This is a genomic window from Arthrobacter sp. MOO21, assembly GCF_057369995.2.
The window spans coordinates 2,280,018-2,298,816 of sequence record NZ_CM170671.2 but is presented as its reverse complement, the minus strand read 5'-3'; the positions used below and the strand labels follow the sequence as shown (position 1 = coordinate 2,298,816).

Here is an 18,799-nt window from a genome sequence, read left to right as displayed (position 1 = left end):
CTTTCCGGTGGGGTTAGGCGCCGCGGGCGGTGAGGAACTGCTGGAGGCCGGCGAGGTCGTCGGTGTTGATGTGGTCCACTCCGGCGTCGGCGAGTTCGGTCCACACCGCATCACGGGCGTCGCCGGGCTGGTCCGGGGTGGCCCAGAAGCGGACGCGGTAGCCGTTGGCGTGTGCGGTCTCGACGTATGCGTGCAGCTTGGCCCGCTCCAGCTCCGGCATGGGGCCGACGCCCTGCCAGGTGAAGAGCTTGGTCCAGTTGTTGCTGACCAGCGGCATCAGGCTGGCGGGCATCCCGGACGTGAGGTCGCTGGCGCGTCCGTCGTAGAAGCTGAAGCGCTTGTCCTGCGCCTGCATGGTGGCCAGCGGGCGGTTGCCGCTGATGACGGCGGTGACGGGGCCGGTTTTGACGTTGCCGTTGGTATAGCGGCTCATGATGTCGTGGTGCTCCGCCAGTTCCTGTTCGATGGCGGCGTAGGTGGACTCGCCCTCGCTCTTGATGTCGATCAGGAGCTGCAGGCTGCCGTCCCACTGCGGGTAGACGCTGTGGCCGGGCTGGCTGCGGACCAGGTCCTCCAGCGGATCGAGGTAGAGGCTTTCCAGGGTGACGCCCTGCTTGGCGTCGGCGAGGTCGTGGGCCACGCGGAGTTCCCCGTCCACCAGCCACACATCCGCCTCGACGCTGGTGAAGCCGTGCTCCAGGGCGTCGAACAGCGGGCGGTCATGCTCGTAGTCGTTGTGGGCATGCGCCCCGGCAAGGGGCTGGCCGACGACGACGGGCGCCGGCTTGGGTGCCTCAGCCTGGGCTTGGGCGGGGACTGCTGCTGTCCCGGCCAAGGAGGCAAGAAGGGTGGCAACGGCGAGGGTGCTTTTTACGAACACGGAGTACTCCTGGTACCTCGGGGATTTCTTGCCCTGCCGTGGCGGCCGGGCGGAAGGGTGCGTGAAAAGACTGGTCGACCCGCAGAAACGGTTCGCGGCTTAGTGGTTGCTGGCTGGTAAACGAGAGGGAACAACCTCATGGGGCGCGAGTGAGTTCGGCCTGTTTATGGGTATGGCGGCTGGGGAGGGTCTACCGGCGCGCAGCGCAGCAGAACAGCGCAGCAGAACAACGGCGGACGCACGCCCAGGCTGCGTCCATGCCTCCCTTGAGCTGCAAGGCCTCCCCTGACATGAAATGGGGAAGCTGCATCCCTAACAGGCAATGAGGTAGTCCACGATCACTGCTTCCAGAGGGCTGGTCTCTTCCGGTAGGCACCCCGGCGGCCAAATTGTCGGTTCCCGGTCCAGCTGCTCGGCGTTGTACTTGCGGCCGGTGGGTGAGATCCAGGCGGGTGGCTCGTTTTTGGTGGCCGGCCCGGGCGTCCAGCCTGTTCGATGTTTGAGTCGATGGTGTTTGGGGCACAGCTGACCCAAGTTGCTGATCCCGGTGGATCCCCCGTGCTCCCAGGCGTTGAGATGGTCCGCTTCGTTGTCCTGGCTGCGGTTGCTGCAGCCGGGGAAGGTGCATTTCCCATCGCGCATCCGCAGCCACCGCTTCAACGATTCCGGGAGCCGGTAGCTGGTGCGGCCAATTTCCAGCGGCGCCCCGTCGCGGGGATCCACCAGAACCCGGTAGAACGAACCGGCACCGTCCGCGACAAGCTTGCGTGCCATCGACGCCGGGATCGGCCCGTAACCATCAAGCTCTGCGGGCTCCTCCGTGACGCCGAGGGCGGAAAAGACCGGGACCGTGACCAGCACATCCGCTTTGAGGGACGGCCCGGACCCGGAGGAGTGGCCGGAATTCCCCAGCAGCCGCTCTGCCGCTACGTCCGCCTTGATCTGTGTCAGGGTCCGCGGCTCATTCGGGCCCTGCATCCCACGCGCCAGGGCGGACGTCCTGTTCCAGATGGCACAGGCCTTATCCGCGGCCAGGTACAGCGAAACCCAAGCCATCCCGTTGCGGTCCGGCGAGTACTCCATCCGCCGGTCCTCAACCGACTTCGCGTGCCTGGCCTCAAGGGACTCCGGATGGTGGCGTTCCCGCCAGGCACGCACCTTCCGCCGGAAGCGGGCCGGCACCAACTCCCCCGGCGCGGCACCCCTGGCCGCGTTCGGCGCCTCCGGGTCCAGGAAGTGAGCCTCCAGCGCAGCGGCGCCGGCAATGCCCATCCCGGTGGTTTCATCGACGATGATCCGGGCGTGCTGCCAGGAAATCTTGCCGGCGTGCAAGGCATCCAGCGCCGCCGGCAAGGACGTGGTCAGCGCGTGCGCCTCCCCCAAAAGTGCGGACGCGGCACGTTCCCCGACGGTCAGAGCGCAGGCAACCTCCGCCACCAGGCTCATTTCGCGCGCTGACGACTCGTAGGCAGTTTTCGCCGGCTCCTCCAGCGCGTCCACTGCCTGTGCATAGTTCGCCAACAACCGGACTTTTGCTGCGGCAGTGACGGCTTCAATCCGGGCCACAACTGCCAGCCCGTCCAAGCACGAACCGGCAACAGCCCGCAAGGGATCCGCATCAGCATTGCGGGCACCCCGCTCCGAGGCGTCCGGCGAACACGCCAGGATGGCGGCAAGCTCGTCAGTCAGCCGGGCGAGGGATGTGACGGCAGCGGCCAACCCGGCCTTGCCTCCTCTGTCCAGAACCGCGCTGGTTTCCATAACCAAACCCTGTCATGAGGGTCTGACATTGTGACTTCGGCTGCCCGCACTGGCCAATGCGGGCAGCCTTGGGCCCGCCATCCCCCCGCCGTGCAGTTCATTGGGCAGGCGAAGATCGATCCGGGCATTGGCGCGGTCATCAGGCTGCAGCCTGCGACGCGGCCGGCCTTCAACATCAGCCCCAGCCTGACCATGCTGCTGAAGGCCCCGCTGCTCAGGGCCCAGCTGCTGAAGAAGATCGGCTGGAACATCATTCCGGCGGACACCCAGGCAGAAAATCCAATCAGCCAGCGCTTCGGCTTTGAGCGCCAGACCGGCAGGACCGCCGCCGCATGCCCGCGCGGAATGGCATCACTCCTGGCGGAAGGCTGAAATGCCCGTGACCCGCTGGCCCAGGATCAGGGTATGGACCTCGTCCGTACCCTCATACGTTCGCACCGATTCAAGGTTGTTTGCATGCCGCAACGGCGAGTAGTCCAAGGTGATTCCGTTTCCCCCAAGGATGGTGCGCGCCTCACGGCAGATGGCAATGGCCTCCCGGACGTTGTTCAGCTTTCCTACGGAGATCTGCACCAGCTCAAGCGTCCCGGCGTCCTTCAGACGCCCTGTATGGAGCGCCAACAGCGTTCCCTTATGGATTTCCAGCAGCATGTTCACCAGCTTTTCTTGTGTGAGCTGGTAACCCGCGAGGGGCTTGCCGAACTGGAGCCGGTCCTGGGCATAGGCGAGAGCGGTTTCGTACGAGTCCCTCGCGGCGCCCATGGCACCCCAGATGATTCCGTAGCGGGCTTCATTAAGGCACGAGAACGGGCCGCTGAGCCCGCGGGCGCCGGGCAGGAGTGCAGAGGACGGCAGCCGCACCTCATCCAGGGCGATGTCACATTGGATTGAGGCACGCATGGACAGCTTGGAGTCGATGGGCGTCGCGGTGAAGCCGGGGGTGTCCGTCGGGACGATGAACCCGCGGATCCCCTCAGCGGTGTTGGCCCAGATGACCGCAATCTGGGCCACGGAGGCAAGCCCGATCCAGCGCTTTGCCCCGTTGATGACCCAACCGCCGTCTCCGTCGGGTGCCGCAAATGTCGCCATGCTGGAAGGATCGGAGCCGGCTGTCGGTTCGGTAAGTCCGAAGCAGCCGATCTTCTCGCCCCGCGCCATCGCGGGCAGGTGCTCGTTCCGCTGCTCCTCGGACCCCCACTTGTGGATGGCACTCATGGCCAGGGAACCCTGGACGCTGACGAAGGTCCGAAGCCCAGAGTCGCCGGCTTCCAACTCCATGGCGGCGAGGCCGTACTCGACGGCGCTGCGGCCTGGGCACCCGTAACCCTTCAGGTGCATCCCGAGGACCCCCAACTTCCCAAGCTCGGGAACAAGCTCGAGCGGGAAGCGGGCGTCCTCGTACCAGCCGGCAATGTTGGGCCGGATCCGTTCATCCACAAAGTTACGGACAGTGCTGCGCAACTCCAGTTCCGCAGGGGTCAGGAGGCTGTCGAGGTTGAGCACGTCGTCGAAGACCAGGGCGGGTGCGGGTGCGGGTGCGGTTACGGTCACAGTGGTTCTCCTGGCAGGTCAAGGGGCGGCTGGCGTCGGAACGGGCGTGATATGCACCACCCGGTGACCTGAACCACTGTGCCAGTCCGATTGCCCTCCGATCCAATACCTAATAATGGTTCCGCTTATGCCCCATATGCATCAATCAACGGTCAGTCCGGCGACGGAAGGACCTCTTCCGAGAGCCGAAGGACCTCGCGCAGCGCCGGGCTGGTGTTGTCCTTCCGCCAGACCAGCCGCAGTTGGATGGCGTCAGCCGGGTCTTCAAGGGGAAGGAACACGACACCCGGGTGGCTGAAGTTTTCCGGCACGGAGGAAACTGTCAGGGCGACACCGATCTCGGCTGCCACCAGCGCCATAAGCGTCTGGGAGTCCGGCGCCACCTGGGCGATCTCCACGACGTATCCCGCGGCGCTGGAGAGCCGCCGAAGGTTGTCATGGAGGATGGCGCCCGGGTGCTCCGGCAACGTGACGAACGGCTGCCCCGCGAGGTCTGCCATGCGAAGCGAAGCTTGACCGCTGAGAGGGTGGCTTTCATACAGAGCTACGACAAGGCGCTCGTTGGCCACGATCCTCGAATCGAGGACAGCAGGTATGAAATTCCAGCGGCCCAGGCCGATTTCCATGGCCCCGCCCATGACCTTGTCCATGGCCGGAAGGGCGAAGTTGGAGCTGGACAGCTCGAAGTCGATTCCGGGGTGTACTTCCCGGACCCGCTTGGCGAGCCTGCCAACCATCACATGCGAGGAAACCCCGGCAAAGGCGACCCGCACGCGCCCGGTTTCGCCGCGGCCCACTGAGGCAACCGCGAGGCGGCCGCGGCGGCACCCTTCCAGAATCTCGCGTGCTGGGCCGATAAGCGCCTCACCCGCGGCCGTCAACTGCACCGTCCGGGTGCTGCGAATGAACAGCGGCGCCTTCAGCTCATGCTCAAGCCGCTGGATGGACCGGCTCAGCGGCGGCTGAGCCATGTGGAGCCGACGCGCGGCCCTGCCGAAATGCAGTTCCTCGGCTACGGCGAGAAAGGCCCGGATCTGGTGTATCTCCACTCCCCGCTCAGCTCCTGCCGGGGTAAACGTCGTTGTTCATAAGCCCAACATACAGAAGGGAGACCCAGCTGACATTGATGGCGTTGAGGTATCAGTCCGGCACCCAATGTGTATTGGACGCGAATCAGTCCGCTTGGGAGGGTAGGTGATGCAGACCACAAAGCGGAGGAAGCAGATGACACAACCGATCAACGAACCGGGTTCCAGCGGACATAGTCGTCCCGCTGGCGGTGACGACAATCCTGCAGGTGACGTCCTGGGCCGGGCCAGCGCGGGTCCCCTCGCCGGTGTTGTGGTGGCAGATTTCAGCAGGGTGCTGGCCGGCCCGTACGCCACCATGCTCCTGGCTGACATGGGCGCCACGGTGATCAAGGTCGAGGGACCTGAGGGTGACGACACCCGCACGTATATGCCCCCTGTACGGGACGGCGAGGCCACGTTCTTCCTCGCGGTTAACCGCAACAAGCATTCCATTGCCCTGGACCTGAAAGACCCGGAGGACCTCAACGTTGCGCGTTCCCTGATCGCCAGCGCTGATGTCATGATCGAGAATTTCAAGCCCGGCAACATGGCGCGGCTGGGCTTGGATTACGCGTCCGCGGCCGAACTGAACCCGGACATTATCTATGCTTCCATCACTGGGTTCGGTACCGGAGCGGGCGCACATATTCCGGGGTATGACCTGTTGGTACAGGCCGCTTCGGGGATGATGAGCCTTACCGGGGACCAGGACACCCAACCGTACCGGGCAGGCATCGCGCTGTTCGATGTCATCACAGGCCTGCACGCTGCCATCGGCATCCTGGGGGCACTACACCACAAGGACCGGACCGGCGAGGGTCAGCTGGTGGAACTGAACCTGCTGACCTCGGCCCTGTCCGGCATGGTGAACCAGTCTGCAGCCTACGTAACGGGCGGTGTAGTACCGACCAGGATGGGGAACGAACATCCCAGCATGTATCCATACGCTCCGATGCAGACCGGGGACGGCACCATCATCATCGCGACGGGAAATGATGCCCAGTTCGTCCGGCTGTGCGAGGCGCTGGGGATTCCCGGAGTCGCCCGTGATCCAAAGTTCGTCACAACGCTGCAGCGCAACGCCAACCGTAACGAGCTGCGCGGCATCCTCCACGCCCAGCTGGCTGGCCAGTCAGCCGACGAATGGTTCCGTGAGCTCTCCTCGGCAGGGCTGCCCTGCGCGCCGATCCAGGATGTCCGCGGCGGTGTGGAGCTCGCTGAACAGCTGGGGCTGAACCCGGTAGTGATGGCTGGCGACGGGCCCCGGAAGATACCCACGGTCCGCCATCCTGTCGAATATTCCCTTACGCCGGTGGACTATTCGCTCGCACCCCCGGGATTGAACGAAAGCTCCCGCTTGGTGCGGGACTGGCTACTCCATCGGAAAGCCTTGGTCGATGCCTGAAACCTACCGGACCCGAGTCTGCCCACGCTGGTCCGACCAGGACCTCAACGGGCACGTCAACCACGCCGCCGTCGTCACTCTCCTGGAGGAGTCAAGAATCAAATGGCGGTCTTCGATGCCGGGAATACGCCGAGCCGAGGCGACCCCCACGGTGGTAGCCAGCCTCGAAGTGAACTATCGGCGGCCAGTCCACCACGGCGCAGACCTGGAGGTTGAACTCGCTGTGACCAGGATCGGCACGAGTTCGTTCAGCCTGGAATTCAGGGGCAGCCAATACGGGGAGGTCGCCGTCGACGGCCGTACCGTGCTGGTTTCGGTCCAGCCGGACACTGGCAAGTCCCGGCCCCTGGCGGAACACGAGCGTCACTGGCTCACCCTTTTCCAGCCTTCACATGGAACTACAGACCCGCAGGGCAAACAGGTCCCCGATCACACACCACTGGAGCTCACTCAATGACACCCGAAACGGCCGCGAACGGCACCGATTTTTACCTCATGGACGATTTCCTCAGCGCTGAGGACCGGGCGCTCCGGCTGAAAGTCCGCGCCTTCGTCGACAAAGACCTGCTGCCGGTCATCAACGGCTATTGGGAACGTGCCGAGTTCCCCTTCGAACTTGTACCCAAACTTGCCGGGCTCGGCATCGTCGGAACAACCATTCAGGGCTACGGATGCCCTGGGCTAAGCCGGCTTGCCGCGGGGATTATCGCCGCCGAGGTGTCCCGCGGCGACGGTTCCGTCAACACCTTCCTCGGCGTCCAGTCCGGACTGGCGATGGGAACCATCAACATGCTCGGCAGCGAGGAGCAAAAGCAGCGCTGGCTCCCTTCCATGGCCGCCCTTGGCAAGATCGGCGCCTTCGCCCTGACCGAACCCGAGCACGGGTCTGACTCGGTGGCGCTCGAAACCAGCGCACGGCGCGATGGGGACAGCTACATCATCAACGGGCGCAAACGCTGGATCGGCAACGCCAGCATGGCCGACGTCGTCATCATCTTTGCCCGCGACGAAGCGGATGCCAAGGTCAAGGCGTTCGTGATGGAGCGTAACGAGGACGGCAGCTTTCCAGAGGGGTATTCCACCGAAGTCATCACCGGCAAGATTGGCAAGCGGGCGATCCTCCAACCGGACATCACCCTCGAGAACCTTCGGGTCCCTGCATCCAACCGACTCACGGAATGCCATTCGTTCAAGGACGTCACCAGGGTCCTCACTTCCACACGCAGCGGCGCGTCCTGGGAGTCCTACGGCCACGCAATGGCCGCATACGAGATCGCAGTGGACTACGCGAAGACCCGCCAGCAGTTCGGCAAACCAATCGGCAGTTTCCAGCTGGTGCAGAACAAGCTGGCCAACATGCTTGCAGAACTGACAGCCATGCAGCTGATCTGCTTTCGCCTTGCTGTGCTGGCCGAGGACGGCCGTATGACTGGGCCCATGGCCTCCATGGCCAAGATGCACACGGCCCGGAAAGCCCGCTGGATCTGTTCAGAGGCACGGGACATGCTCGGCGGCAACGGCATGCTGCTGGAGAACCACGTGGCGAGGCACATGACCGACATGGAGGTCGTCTCCACCTATGAGGGCACGGACTCGATCCAATCCCTTCTTGTTGGTCGCGAGATCACCGGCCTCTCCGCCTTCAGCTAGCTCCCGGGCGGGCCCGACCCGGGCTTGCCAAAGCACGCTCCAAACACCAGCAAAGGAAACGTCATGAGCAATTTCACCAACCGGGTGGCAGTAGTCACTGGAGGGGCACAGGGGATCGGCGCAGCCACCGCGCTGAAACTGGCCAGTGGCGGCGCCACTGTCGCCGTCCTGGACCTCAACGAGGACCGCGCCAAGGACACCGCACAGCGTATCTCGGACCACAAGGACGTCGTGGCGGCGGGCGGAAAGGCCGTTGCCGCCCGCTGCGACGTCACGGATGAGGCAGCCGTAGACCGGGTATTCGATGACATCCACCGGGAATTCGGCCGGCTGGACATCCTGGTCAACAACGCCGGGATCACCCGCGACAACATGTTCTTCAAGATGGAGCGGCAGGATTGGGATTCGGTCCTGGCCACCAACCTCACCAGCGCCTACCTCTGCACGCGCGCTGCCCAGCGCTACATGGTTCCGGCCAAGTACGGCAAGATCGTCTCGCTCAGCAGCCGCAGCGCGCTGGGCAACCGTGGCCAGGCCAACTACGCGGCTGCAAAGGCCGGCATCCAGGGCCTGACCGCGACGCTCGCCATCGAACTTGGTCCGTTCAACATCACGGTCAATGCGGTGGCGCCGGGATACATCGCCACCTCAATGACTGCCGCAACGGCAGAGCGGGTGGGGGCCAGCCCGGCCGAGCACCAGCAGGCGGTGGCGGAGCGAACCCCACTGGGACGTGTAGGCCAGCCGGAGGAAGTGGCAGGGGCCGTGGCTTTCTTCGCCGGTGACGACTCCTCTTACATCTCCGGCCAGACCCTTTACATCAACGGCGGGGCCCGCTGATGCCCGAGGCATTCCTCGTCGGGGGCGTCCGCACCCCGGTGGGCCGTCACGGCGGCGTGCTCGCCACTGTCCGTCCCGACGACATGGCCGCGCTTGTGCTTCAGGCCGCAGTGGACAGGGCCGGCGTCGATCCTGCCACCGTTGACGAGGTCATCCTCGGCTGTGTTAACCAGGCCGGTGAGGACAACCGTAACGTTGCCCGGATGGCCGCACTGCTGGCCGGGTTCCCGCACGCCGTACCGGCCGTGACCGTCAACAGGCTCTGTGCCTCCGGGCTGACCGCCATCAGCATGGCGGCGCAGTCGGTGCGCAACGGTGACGCCGACCTTGTGGTGGCCGGCGGCGTAGAGTCCATGACCCGCGCGCCGTGGGTGATGGCAAAACCGGAGAAGCCCTACTCCAAACCGGGTGAACTCGCGGACACCTCAATCGGTGCGCGGTTTGTTAACCCGCGGATGGAGTCGGGGGCACTGTTTTCCATGCCCGAAACGGCAGAAGAGGTAGCGAAGCGGGAGGGGATTTCCCGTGCCGACGCGGACAGCTTTGCACTGCGCTCGCACAACCTGGCTGTGGCGGCGATCGACGCCGGCCGTTTCAGCGACGAGATAGTCCCGGTTCCGGTCACGGGCAGGCGGGGCGAAGTCTCGCTGGTGGACACCGATGAGGGACCCAGGCGCGGGTCAACCGCTGATGCCTTGGCCGCCCTCCGGCCGATCGTGGCGCCCCGCGGAGTGGTCACCGCTGGCAACTCCAGTTCCCTCAACGACGGCGCATCAGCTGTATTGGTCGCCAGCGGCGAGGCCGTGGAGCGCTACGGGCTCACGCCCCGGGCCCGCATCGTGACCAGCCAAGCGGCCGGTGTCGCTCCGGACGTAATGGGCATCGGCCCGGTGCCTGCGACGCAAAAGGCCCTGGCCAAGGCGCGCTGGGACCTGGCCGAGGTGGGCGCCGTCGAACTCAACGAGGCGTTCGCAGCGCAGGCGCTGGCCTGCATGCGGCTACTCGGAATGGATGCGGGAACCGTCAACAACGACGGCGGTGCGATCGCCCTGGGCCATCCCTTGGGGTCCTCCGGGTCACGGATCGTGGTCACGTTGCTGGGCCGGATGGAACGCGAAAACGCCAACCGCGGCCTGGCCACCATGTGCGTGGGCCTGGGCCAGGGCGTCGCCATGCTGCTGGAGAGGGTTTAGATGAGACTGTTCAAGGACGCCGCCGAGCTGGCCACCATGGCTGGCCAGGAAATCGGGGTGAGTGGATGGCACACCCTGGACCAATCCCAGATCCAGGCTTTCGCCGACGCCACCCTGGACCAACAATGGATACACACGGACCCGGAGCTGGCAGCAGGCGGACCCTTCGGCGCCACGGTTGCCCACGGCTACCTCAGCTTGTCGCTGCTGCCATACCTGGCCGGCCAGGTATACCGGGTCGACGGGGCCGCAATGATCATCAACTACGGTCTGAACAAGGTAAGGTTCCCGGCGCCGGCCAGGGTCAACTCACGCATCAGGGACCGGCTGACACTGGCCTCGGTGAGCGAGACAGCCAATGGGCGGCAGCTGCAGTTCAATCACCTGATCGAACTGGAAGGCTCGCAAAAGCCTGCCTGCATAGCGGAGACTGTCTCCCTGCTCCCGAACTGAACTGCCCTTGAAGACCTTGCACCACCATCCGAACAACGACGTTTGCCTCCGGGCCTGCCGACAGGCTCTACACAAGGGAGAAACCCCATGGTCACAGAAAACCCGAACCTGAAGTATGCCGCCGCTGAGCCGCAGGGCCTGGCATCGGAGCTGCAGGTAACGCCGGCTGAACTGCGCCGCACATCCATTTCGTCGTTCCTTGGTTCCGCCTTGGAATACATGGACTTTACGCTCTACACCCTGGCGGCAGCGCTGGTCTTCGGGCCGCTCTTCTTCCCCAACACGGACCCGGCGATGGCACTGATGGCGAGCTTTGCCGCGTTCGGTTCCGGGTTTCTCGTCCGGCCCCTGGGCGGAATCTACTTCGGCTACCTTGGGGACAAGTATGGGCGGAAATCCGTCCTGGTCATCACCGTGGGGATGATGGGTATCGCCACCTTGGGAATGGGTCTGTTGCCCACCTTTGCCCAGATCGGGGTCGCGGCCCCAATCCTCCTGGTGCTCCTGCGGCTTATCCAGGGCTTCGGCGCGGGCGCGGAGCTATCCGGGGCCTCGCTGCTGCTGGTGGAATCCGCTCCTTCCGGTAAGCGCGGCTTTTACGGCGCCGTGGTGGCACTGGGAACGGCGACCGGCGTGCTCCTGGCAAGCGGACTGTGGTTGCTGCTCTCACAGATGCCCAAGGACGAGTTCCTTGCCTGGGGATGGCGTATTCCCTTCCTGCTCAGCGTCGGTACCACCCTAGTGGCGCTCTACCTTCGTCGCAGCGTGAGCGAATCACCGGTCTTCGAGGCGGTCAAGGCGCGGCGTGCCGCGGCACGTCTGGAAGCCAGGCAGCAAAGCATCTGGCGGGACGCCGCGGATGCCAAAAAGGCCTTCCTCGTCTCACTGGGTATCAAACTCGGCGAAAACGGTTCGGTCTACCTCGTCAAGGGCTTCCTGATCGGCTGGACGGTATCGGTGGTGAAAATGGACGCAAACCTCGTCACCACCGGTGTAACACTCGGCTCCGTCCTGGGCGTGGCCACAGTCTTGCTGACCGGGAAGCTCACTGACCGATTCGGCCGCCGCAGGGTCTGGCTCTGGCTCTCCGGATTCCAGTTCGCCTTTACGATTCCCGCGATGCTGATGATCGAAACGCGTAACCCGGTGCTGGTGGCCCTGGTCTTCGTCATCTTCGTTGGCGGTCCACTGCCGAATTTGTACGGCGTGGAGTCAACCTGGCTGGTGGAAATGTTCGGGTCCAAACGCCGCTTTTCGTTCATGACCACGGTCAAGGAAATCGGCGCCGTCCTGTCCGGCGGTCTCGGCCCCATCATTGCAGCCAGCGTCGTTGCTGCGACCGGGCCTGGCTGGGTCCCGGTAGCCGGAATCCTCATGGCCTACGCTGCGATCGGTATTGTGGCAGGGTTCTTTGCGCCGGAAACCAGGGGCCGGGACCTCAATGCGGAGGCCGACGCGTTCTAAGTCAACGGAGCGAGCGGGCGACGGCGGGAGATCCCCGCCGTCGCCCGCATTCGTTTGCGAGGAGGAGGCTAATCCCCGTCTCTCGCGGCTTGGGCGTCGTCCGTCGGCTATCGGCGTCCTGAACCGAGGGGCTGCGTGAAAAGATTGGCCGACCTGGCTGATACGGAGTGAGGCCCGGTCGCTGAGTTGTAGACGAGATGATCGCGAAGTTCGCCCCGCGATCATGGCCCTGAGTGAGAACCGGCTGCCCGTTGGGCCGACTCGCAGCGAACGGACGACGGCGGGTGGGACCGGAGTCGTCCACATTCGTTTTATGCGGACGGGGTTCAATTCCCCCGGTCTGCCTGGCTGGTTATCGTTGAGGAAGTCTCCGGCATGACGGTAGCCATCAAGCGGTTGCGTGTAAATGTCGCCGATCGGATGTAGGTTTTGCTTCATCAGCTCGAACTGCCGCCGGACACGAAGCTGTGTCCGGGTAAGGGCCTTACTGGGGGTAAGACATGGAATTTGCAGAAAAGCTTTCAGCGCTGGCGGCAAAGGTGCGTCAACAGCGGGGTGTAATTCAAACGGAAGAGGCAACGAAGAACGCCTTCGTGATGCCCTTCATCTCGACGATTCTCGGCTATGACGTATTCAATCCTTTGGAGGTTGTCCCCGAGTTCATCGCCGACGTTGGGCTCAAGAAGGGCGAGAAGATCGACTACGCGATCGTTAAGGACGGCGAAGTCCAGATTCTGATCGAGTGCAAGAAGTCCACAGAGCCGGTGAAGATCGAGCACGCATCGCAGCTTTTCCGGTACTTTGCCGTCACCAATGCTCGGATCGCCATTCTCACCAACGGAGAGGTCTACCAGTTCTTCACGGATCTGGACGCACCTAACCGAATGGATGCGAAACCATTCCTCGTGCTTGATTTGAACGACATCGACCAATCGCTTATCCCGGAACTCCAGAAACTCTCCAAGGACGTCTTCGACCTGGACTCGATCATCAGCGCGGCCGGTGAACTGAAATACATCGGCGAGCTGAAACGAACGCTGGCTGCACAGTTCAAGGAACCCGAGGATGAATGGGTCAAGTTCCTGACGGCGAGAGTTTACTCAGGACCCTATACGCAAAAAGTTCGGGAGCAGTTCACAACACTGGTCGGGAAGGCCACCAAGCAATTCCTCAATGACCAGGTGAACGAGCGGCTGAAGAAGGCTTTGGGCAACCCCGGCTTCCCGCAAACTGAAGACACAACGGTTCCGGCCGCGGTCACCAGCACGCCCGTTGCCGAAGCTGATCTCGCTGAAGCCGATGCGTTGGAGACAACACTTGAGGAAATCGAGGGCTACCAAATTGTGAGGGCAATTGTCTGCAGCGAGGTCAAGCCAGTCCGTGTGGCGCAGCGTGACGCGAAGTCCTACTTTGCGGTGCTGCTCGACGACAACAACCGCAAGCCCATTGCCCGTCTCCACTTCAACCGGACGCAGAAGTACCTAGGAATCTTCAATGACAGCAAGGAAGAGACTCGGGTGCCCATCAACTCACTAGAGGAAATCTATGAGCACACCGAAACGCTCCGAGCGACCGTGAAGAGCTACCTCTGACTGCCGCGCCAACCGACCTCGATCGTATCGTCTCCTTCCAAGGAGCTTGCGCCGTTTCCAAGGCCGGTCTAAACCTCCGCCACCGGTGCCGCGAACTGGGCCTCGTACAGCCGCGCGTAGGCCCCGCCGGCAGCCAGTAGCGAAGCGTGCGTCCCCTGCTCCACGATCTGGCCGTTCTCCATCACCAGGATGAGGTCGGCGTCGCGGATCGTGGACAGGCGGTGCGCGATCACAAAGGACGTCCGATCGCTCCGCAAAGCACTCATGGCCTTCTGCACCAGCACCTCGGTGCGGGTGTCCACCGACGACGTCGCCTCATCGAGAATCAAAACAGACGGCTGTGCCAGGAAGGCCCGCGCAATCGTTAACAGCTGCTTCTCACCGGCCGACACGTTGGACCCCTCATCATCCAGCACCGTGTCGTACCCCTCGGGCAGGGATTTCACGAACCGGTCCACATACGTTGCCCGCGCGGCCTCCAGGACTTCGGAAGAAGAAGCAGTGGGCCGCCCGTACGCGATGTTGTCCCGGATGGTCCCGCCGAACAGCCACGTATCCTGCAGCACCATGCCCATCCGCGAGCGCAGGTCGTGCCGGGTCATGGTGGTGATGTCCACCCCGTCCAGCGTGATGCGGCCGCCGTCCAGCTCGTAGAACCGCATCATCAGGTTCACCAGCGTCGTCTTGCCCGCCCCGGTCGGCCCCACGATCGCCACCGTCTGCCCCGGCTCCGCCACGAGAGACAACCCCGAAATCAGCGGCTTGTCCGGCGAATACGAGAACGACACGTCCTCAAACACCAACCGCCCCCGCGCACGCCCGTCCGGACTCTGCAAAATGGCAGGATCCGCGGACTGCTCCTCAGTATCCAGCAGCTCGAACACCCGCTCGGCGGACGCAACGCCGGACTGCAGCAGGTTCGCCATCGACCCCAGCTGCGCCAGCGGCTGCGTGAACTGCCGCGAGTACTGGATGAACGCCTGCACATCGCCCAGCTGCATGGCCCCGGACGCCACCTGCAGGCCGCCCACCACCGCAATCCCCACGTACACCAGGTTCCCGATGAACGTCATGGCCGGCATGATCAGCCCGGAAATGAACTGCGCCCCGAAGCTCGCCTCATACAGCTCGGCGTTCTTCTGCCGGAACCGCTCCCCCACCTCGCGCTGCCGGCCGAACACCTTCACCAGCGCGTGCCCGGTGTACGTCTCCTCGATCTGCCCGTTCAGCTCGCCCGTGTTGGTCCACTGCTGCACGAACAGCTTCTGCGAGCGCTTGGCAATCAGCGTGGTGATTCCCAATGTCAGTGGAACGGTCACCAGCGCGATCAGCGCCAGCGTGGGCGACAGGATGAACATCATCACCAGCACGCCCAGCACCGTCAGCACCGACGTCACCGCCTGGCTGATGGACTGCTGCAGGCTCTGCGAAATGTTGTCCACATCGTTGGTCACGCGGCTGAGCAGCTCTCCGCGCTGGATCGTGTCGAAGTACCGCAGCGGCAGCCGGTTGATCTTGGCCTCAATCTGCTCGCGCAGCCCGAACACCGTCCGCTGCACCACCCCGTTCAGCACATACGCTGTCCCCCACATGAACGCCGACCCCAGCACGTACAGCACCAGTGCCCACGTCAGCACACTGCCCAGCGCGGCAAAGTCGATCCCCTGCCCCGGCGTCAGCGTCATCGCGCTGAGCATGTCAGCCTTCTGGTTCTCCCCCGATGCCCGCAGCATCGCAATCAGCTGCGCCTGCGTCATCCCCGGCGGCAGCTGCTTGGACACCACCCCGGCGAAAATCAGGTTGGTACCCTCGCCCAGCAGCCGCGGCCCGATCACCTGCAGCACCACGCCCGCCACGGCCATGAGCAGCACCAGCATCAGCCACATCCGCTCCGGCCGCAGGGTACCAAGCAGTCGTTTGGCGGAGGCGCTGAAGTTCATCGCCTTCTCCGCCGGGACGTTCATCCCGGCGAAAGGTCCGCCGTGCCCCGGGCCGCCGCGCGGCCTTGGAATGCGTACGACGGCGGCCTGGCCGGGTCCGGCGGCAGGCCCGGCTTTGGTGCCGCGTGCGGGAGGGGTACCCGGGCGATGTGCGCTCATACCGTCTCCTCCGCCGCCAGCTGGGACGAGACAATCTCCCGGTACGTCGCGGAACTCTCCAGCAGCTCCCGGTGCGTTCCGTGCGCAACGATCCTGCCGTCGTCGAGCACTAATATCTGGTCCGCATCCACGATGCTGGACACGCGCTGGGCGATGACCACCATGGTGGCCCCCGCGATGTTGCGCTTGAGGGCCTGCCGCAGCCGGGCATCGGTGCCGGTGTCCAGCGAGGAGAAGGAGTCGTCAAAAATGTAGAGCTCGGGCCGCTTCACCAGTGCCCGGGCGATGGCCAGCCGCTGCCGCTGGCCGCCGGAAACGTTCGTGCCGCCCTGCGAGATGGGCGCGTCCAGCCCCTCCTCCATCCGCTCCACGAAGTCCCGCGCCTGGGCGATCTCGAGTGCGGTCCACAGCTCGTCCTCCGTAGCGTCCGGGTTGCCGTACAGCAGGTTGCTGCGCACGGTGCCGGAGAAGAGGTAGGGCCGCTGCGGCACCAGGCCGATGTGCCCCCAGAGCAGGTCCGGGTCCAGGTCCCGGACGTCCACGCCATCCATCAGGACCGCCCCGGAGGTGACGTCGAAGAGCCGCGGCATCAGGTTCACCAGGGTGGTCTTGCCCGACCCCGTGCTGCCGATGATCGCCGTCGTCTCCCCCGCGCGGGCGGTGAAGCTGATCCCGGCCAGGACCGGATGCTCGGCACCCGGGTAGGCGAATCCGACGTCGCGCATTTCAAGCTCGCCGCGCCGCACCGCGCTGCTGACCGGGTTAGCCGGCGGCACCACGCTGGAACTGGTGCCCAGCACCTCGCCGATCCGGTCCGCGGACACCGACGCCCGCGGGATCATCACCGCCATGAACGTGGCCATCATGACGGACATCAGGATCTGCATCAGGTAGCTCAGGAACGCGATCAGGGTGCCCACCTGCATGGACCCGTCCTCGATCCGGAAGGCGCCGAACCAGATCACGGCCACGCTGGAGACGTTCAGGATCAGCATGACCGTGGGGAACATCAGCGCCATCAGCCGGCCGGCGCGGAGGGCAACGTCCGTGACGTCGGTGTTGGCCCCGGCGAACCGCTCCGTCTCCATGTCCTCGCGCACGAACGCCCGCACCACCCGGATGCCGGTGAGCTGCTCGCGCAGGACGCGGTTCACGGTGTCGATCCGGGCCTGCATTTTGCGGAACAGCGGCACCATCCGCGTAACGATAAGGCCGACGGCGATGAGCAGCACCGGGACGCACACGGCAATGAGCCACGAAAGCTGGGCGTCCTGCCGGATGGCCATGATCACCCCGCCGATGCTGAGCATGGGCGCGGCCACCATGAGCGTGGCGGACATCAGCACCAGCTGCTGGACCTGCTGGACGTCGTTGGTGGAACGGGTGATCAGGCTGGGCGCGCCGAACCTGGTGACTTCCTGCTCCGAGAACCCGCCCACCCGTTCGAAGATGGCGCCGCGCAGGTCCCGGCCCAGGCCCATCGCGGCCTTCGCCCCGAAGTACACGGCGATCACCGCGCAGGCGATCTGGGCCAGCGTGATCAGCAGCATGACGCTGCCGGTGGACAGGATGTATCCGGTGTCGCCCCGGGCCACACCCTGGTCGATGATGTCCGCGTTCAGGGTGGGCAGGTACAGCGACGCGATGGACTGCGCCAATTGGAAAATGACGACGGCGACCAGCAGCGCGCGGTGCGGCCGCAGGTATTCGACAAGCAGCTTCCAGAGCATGGGCGGCTCCAACGTGACGGGGTGTCCACAAAACCTGTGCGAAGGTCAGTGTACGTCCGGGAGCTGGGGTTTAACCGGCGCTTTCTCAGGGAAACCTATAGGTTCGCTGGCGGCGTACGAGGGCAGCTGCAGCTACAGCCCCGGCGCTTCTCCCAGCTCCGCACGGAGCTGGGACAAGCGAGCGTAGGCGTCGTCGCGGTAGGCGAGGAGGGCTGCCTTTTCTGCGGGGTCGATGTCGAGGAAGCCGTGGCCGCTCTTCAGCCCGATATTGCCTTCGTTGACAGTGGCGACGAGGGCCTCCGGGGCGGCGAACCGTTCACCGTATGCCTTCTCCAGGGTGCGGTATGCGGACTCGTACACGTCCAGTCCTGCCATGTCGCCGATGGCGAAGGGGCCGAACAAGGCCAGGCGGAATCCGAACGTATTGCTGACCACGGCATCGATCTGGTCTGGTTTCGCAACGCCTTCTTCAACGATCCGGGCCGCCTCCTTGTACAGCGCGAACTGAAGCCTGTTCGCGACGAACCCCGGTGTGTCCGCCACCCTGGCCGGTGCCTTGCCCAGGCTGCGGATGAGCTCTTCGGCGCGGTCGAGGACAGCCGGGTCGGTGTCCTGGCCGGGAATGAGTTCGACGCCGGGGATGAACGGGGCGGGGTTCATCCAGTGGACGCCCAGGAATCGCTCCGGATGCGTCACTGACACCGCGAGGTCACCGATGGGGATGGCGGAGGTGTTCGTTCCGATGATCGCGTGGGGCGGTGCGGCGGCCGAGACCCTGCGAAGGATCATGGCTTTAAGGTCCGGCTTTTCCGGTACTGCCTCAGCGATGTAGTCCGCCGCTGCTACTGCCTCCTCGGTGCTCGCGGCCGCGACGAGGTTCCCCTCGATGATCTTCGCAGCCCCCTCGGGCAGGAGTCCGTTGGCCTCAAACTCCCGGGCCTGCTGCACAAGCCGGACGCGGGCACCTTCTGCCGTTTCGCCGTCGACATCGCCCAGCATGACGTGGTAGCCGTGCAGGGCCAGCACCTGGGCCATTCCGCCGCCCATATAGCCGCACCCCACGACGGCGGTGGTTGAAATGGTGTCTCTGGTGGTCATGAACGTACTCCTC

The 18,799-nt window shown here is 64.5% G+C and carries 16 protein-coding genes; 9 read left to right on the top strand and 7 right to left on the bottom strand.

Annotated elements, in window-relative coordinates; translation table 11 throughout:
• Positions 1–13 precede the first annotated feature (13 nt).
• On the bottom strand, positions 14–880 hold the full coding sequence (locus AC2JAJ_RS10620) for a phosphatidylinositol-specific phospholipase C/glycerophosphodiester phosphodiesterase family protein (RefSeq protein WP_486415904.1): 867 nt from the start codon (positions 878–880) through the stop codon (positions 14–16).
• A 312-nt stretch (positions 881–1,192) separates the two neighbouring features.
• On the bottom strand, positions 1,193–2,641 hold the full coding sequence (locus AC2JAJ_RS10615; RefSeq protein WP_486415905.1) for an HNH endonuclease signature motif containing protein: 1,449 nt from the start codon (positions 2,639–2,641) through the stop codon (positions 1,193–1,195).
• A gap of 90 nt (positions 2,642–2,731) precedes the next feature.
• On the opposite strand from AC2JAJ_RS10615, the gene AC2JAJ_RS10610 reads away from it, so the two are divergent.
• A complete protein-coding gene (locus AC2JAJ_RS10610) occupies positions 2,732–3,013 on the top strand; it encodes a hypothetical protein (protein WP_486415906.1) in 282 nt (93 codons plus the stop codon).
• Here AC2JAJ_RS10610 and AC2JAJ_RS10605 read toward each other — a convergent pair.
• Together AC2JAJ_RS10605 and AC2JAJ_RS10600 are read right to left on the bottom strand one after the other, a co-directional pair.
• On the bottom strand, positions 2,993–4,192 hold the full coding sequence (locus AC2JAJ_RS10605) for an acyl-CoA dehydrogenase family protein (RefSeq protein WP_486415907.1): 1,200 nt from the start codon (positions 4,190–4,192) through the stop codon (positions 2,993–2,995). The two genes, AC2JAJ_RS10610 and AC2JAJ_RS10605, sit on opposite strands and share 21 nt — an antisense overlap.
• A 152-nt stretch (positions 4,193–4,344) precedes the next feature.
• Positions 4,345–5,241 carry a LysR substrate-binding domain-containing protein gene (locus AC2JAJ_RS10600; RefSeq protein ID WP_486415908.1) on the bottom strand — a complete coding sequence of 299 codons (897 nt, stop codon included), beginning with the start codon at positions 5,239–5,241 and terminating at the stop codon, positions 4,345–4,347.
• A gap of 175 nt (positions 5,242–5,416) precedes the next feature.
• Here AC2JAJ_RS10600 and AC2JAJ_RS10595 point away from each other — a divergent pair, with 175 nt between their 5' ends.
• The 8 genes from AC2JAJ_RS10595 (at position 5,417) to AC2JAJ_RS10560 (ending at position 13,859) form a co-directional block, all read left to right on the top strand.
• Positions 5,417–6,667 carry a CaiB/BaiF CoA transferase family protein gene (locus tag AC2JAJ_RS10595; RefSeq protein WP_486415909.1) on the top strand — a complete coding sequence of 417 codons (1,251 nt, stop codon included), beginning with the start codon at positions 5,417–5,419 and terminating at the stop codon, positions 6,665–6,667.
• On the top strand, positions 6,660–7,124 hold the full coding sequence (locus tag AC2JAJ_RS10590) for an acyl-CoA thioesterase (RefSeq protein WP_221383549.1): 465 nt from the start codon (positions 6,660–6,662) through the stop codon (positions 7,122–7,124). Before AC2JAJ_RS10595 ends, AC2JAJ_RS10590 begins: the two co-directional genes overlap by 8 nt.
• A complete protein-coding gene (locus AC2JAJ_RS10585) occupies positions 7,121–8,317 on the top strand; it encodes an acyl-CoA dehydrogenase family protein (protein WP_486415910.1) in 1,197 nt (398 codons plus the stop codon). Before AC2JAJ_RS10590 ends, AC2JAJ_RS10585 begins: the two co-directional genes overlap by 4 nt.
• A gap of 63 nt (positions 8,318–8,380) precedes the next feature.
• Positions 8,381–9,157, top strand: coding sequence for a 3-oxoacyl-ACP reductase FabG (fabG, locus tag AC2JAJ_RS10580; protein ID WP_486415911.1), 777 nt, complete (start codon positions 8,381–8,383; stop codon positions 9,155–9,157).
• The gene (locus tag AC2JAJ_RS10575) at positions 9,157–10,350 is read left to right on the top strand and encodes a thiolase family protein (protein WP_486415912.1); all 1,194 of its coding nucleotides are present in this window, start codon (positions 9,157–9,159) and stop codon (positions 10,348–10,350) included. Before fabG ends, AC2JAJ_RS10575 begins: the two co-directional genes overlap by 1 nt.
• On the top strand, positions 10,351–10,803 hold the full coding sequence (locus AC2JAJ_RS10570) for a MaoC family dehydratase (RefSeq protein WP_486415913.1): 453 nt from the start codon (positions 10,351–10,353) through the stop codon (positions 10,801–10,803).
• Between the two features lie 87 nt (positions 10,804–10,890).
• Positions 10,891–12,267: an MFS transporter gene (locus AC2JAJ_RS10565; protein WP_486415914.1), complete on the top strand. Its 1,377-nt coding sequence runs from the start codon at positions 10,891–10,893 to the stop codon at positions 12,265–12,267.
• 500 nt (positions 12,268–12,767) lie between these two features.
• Positions 12,768–13,859 (top strand): type I restriction endonuclease, encoded by a 1,092-nt coding sequence (locus AC2JAJ_RS10560; RefSeq protein ID WP_486415915.1) that lies wholly within the window; start codon positions 12,768–12,770, stop codon positions 13,857–13,859.
• A gap of 68 nt (positions 13,860–13,927) precedes the next feature.
• Here AC2JAJ_RS10560 and AC2JAJ_RS10555 read toward each other — a convergent pair whose 3' ends face one another.
• From AC2JAJ_RS10555 to AC2JAJ_RS10545, 3 genes are all read right to left on the bottom strand, one after another.
• On the bottom strand, positions 13,928–15,958 hold the full coding sequence (locus AC2JAJ_RS10555) for an ABC transporter ATP-binding protein (protein WP_486415916.1): 2,031 nt from the start codon (positions 15,956–15,958) through the stop codon (positions 13,928–13,930).
• Entirely contained in the window at positions 15,955–17,688 is a 1,734-nt protein-coding gene (locus AC2JAJ_RS10550) for an ABC transporter ATP-binding protein (protein ID WP_486415917.1), read from the bottom strand. Before AC2JAJ_RS10550 ends, AC2JAJ_RS10555 begins: the two co-directional genes overlap by 4 nt.
• A 132-nt stretch (positions 17,689–17,820) precedes the next feature.
• Entirely contained in the window at positions 17,821–18,786 is a 966-nt protein-coding gene (locus AC2JAJ_RS10545; RefSeq protein ID WP_486415918.1) for a 3-hydroxyacyl-CoA dehydrogenase family protein, read from the bottom strand.
• Between the last annotated feature and the right edge of the window lie 13 nt (positions 18,787–18,799).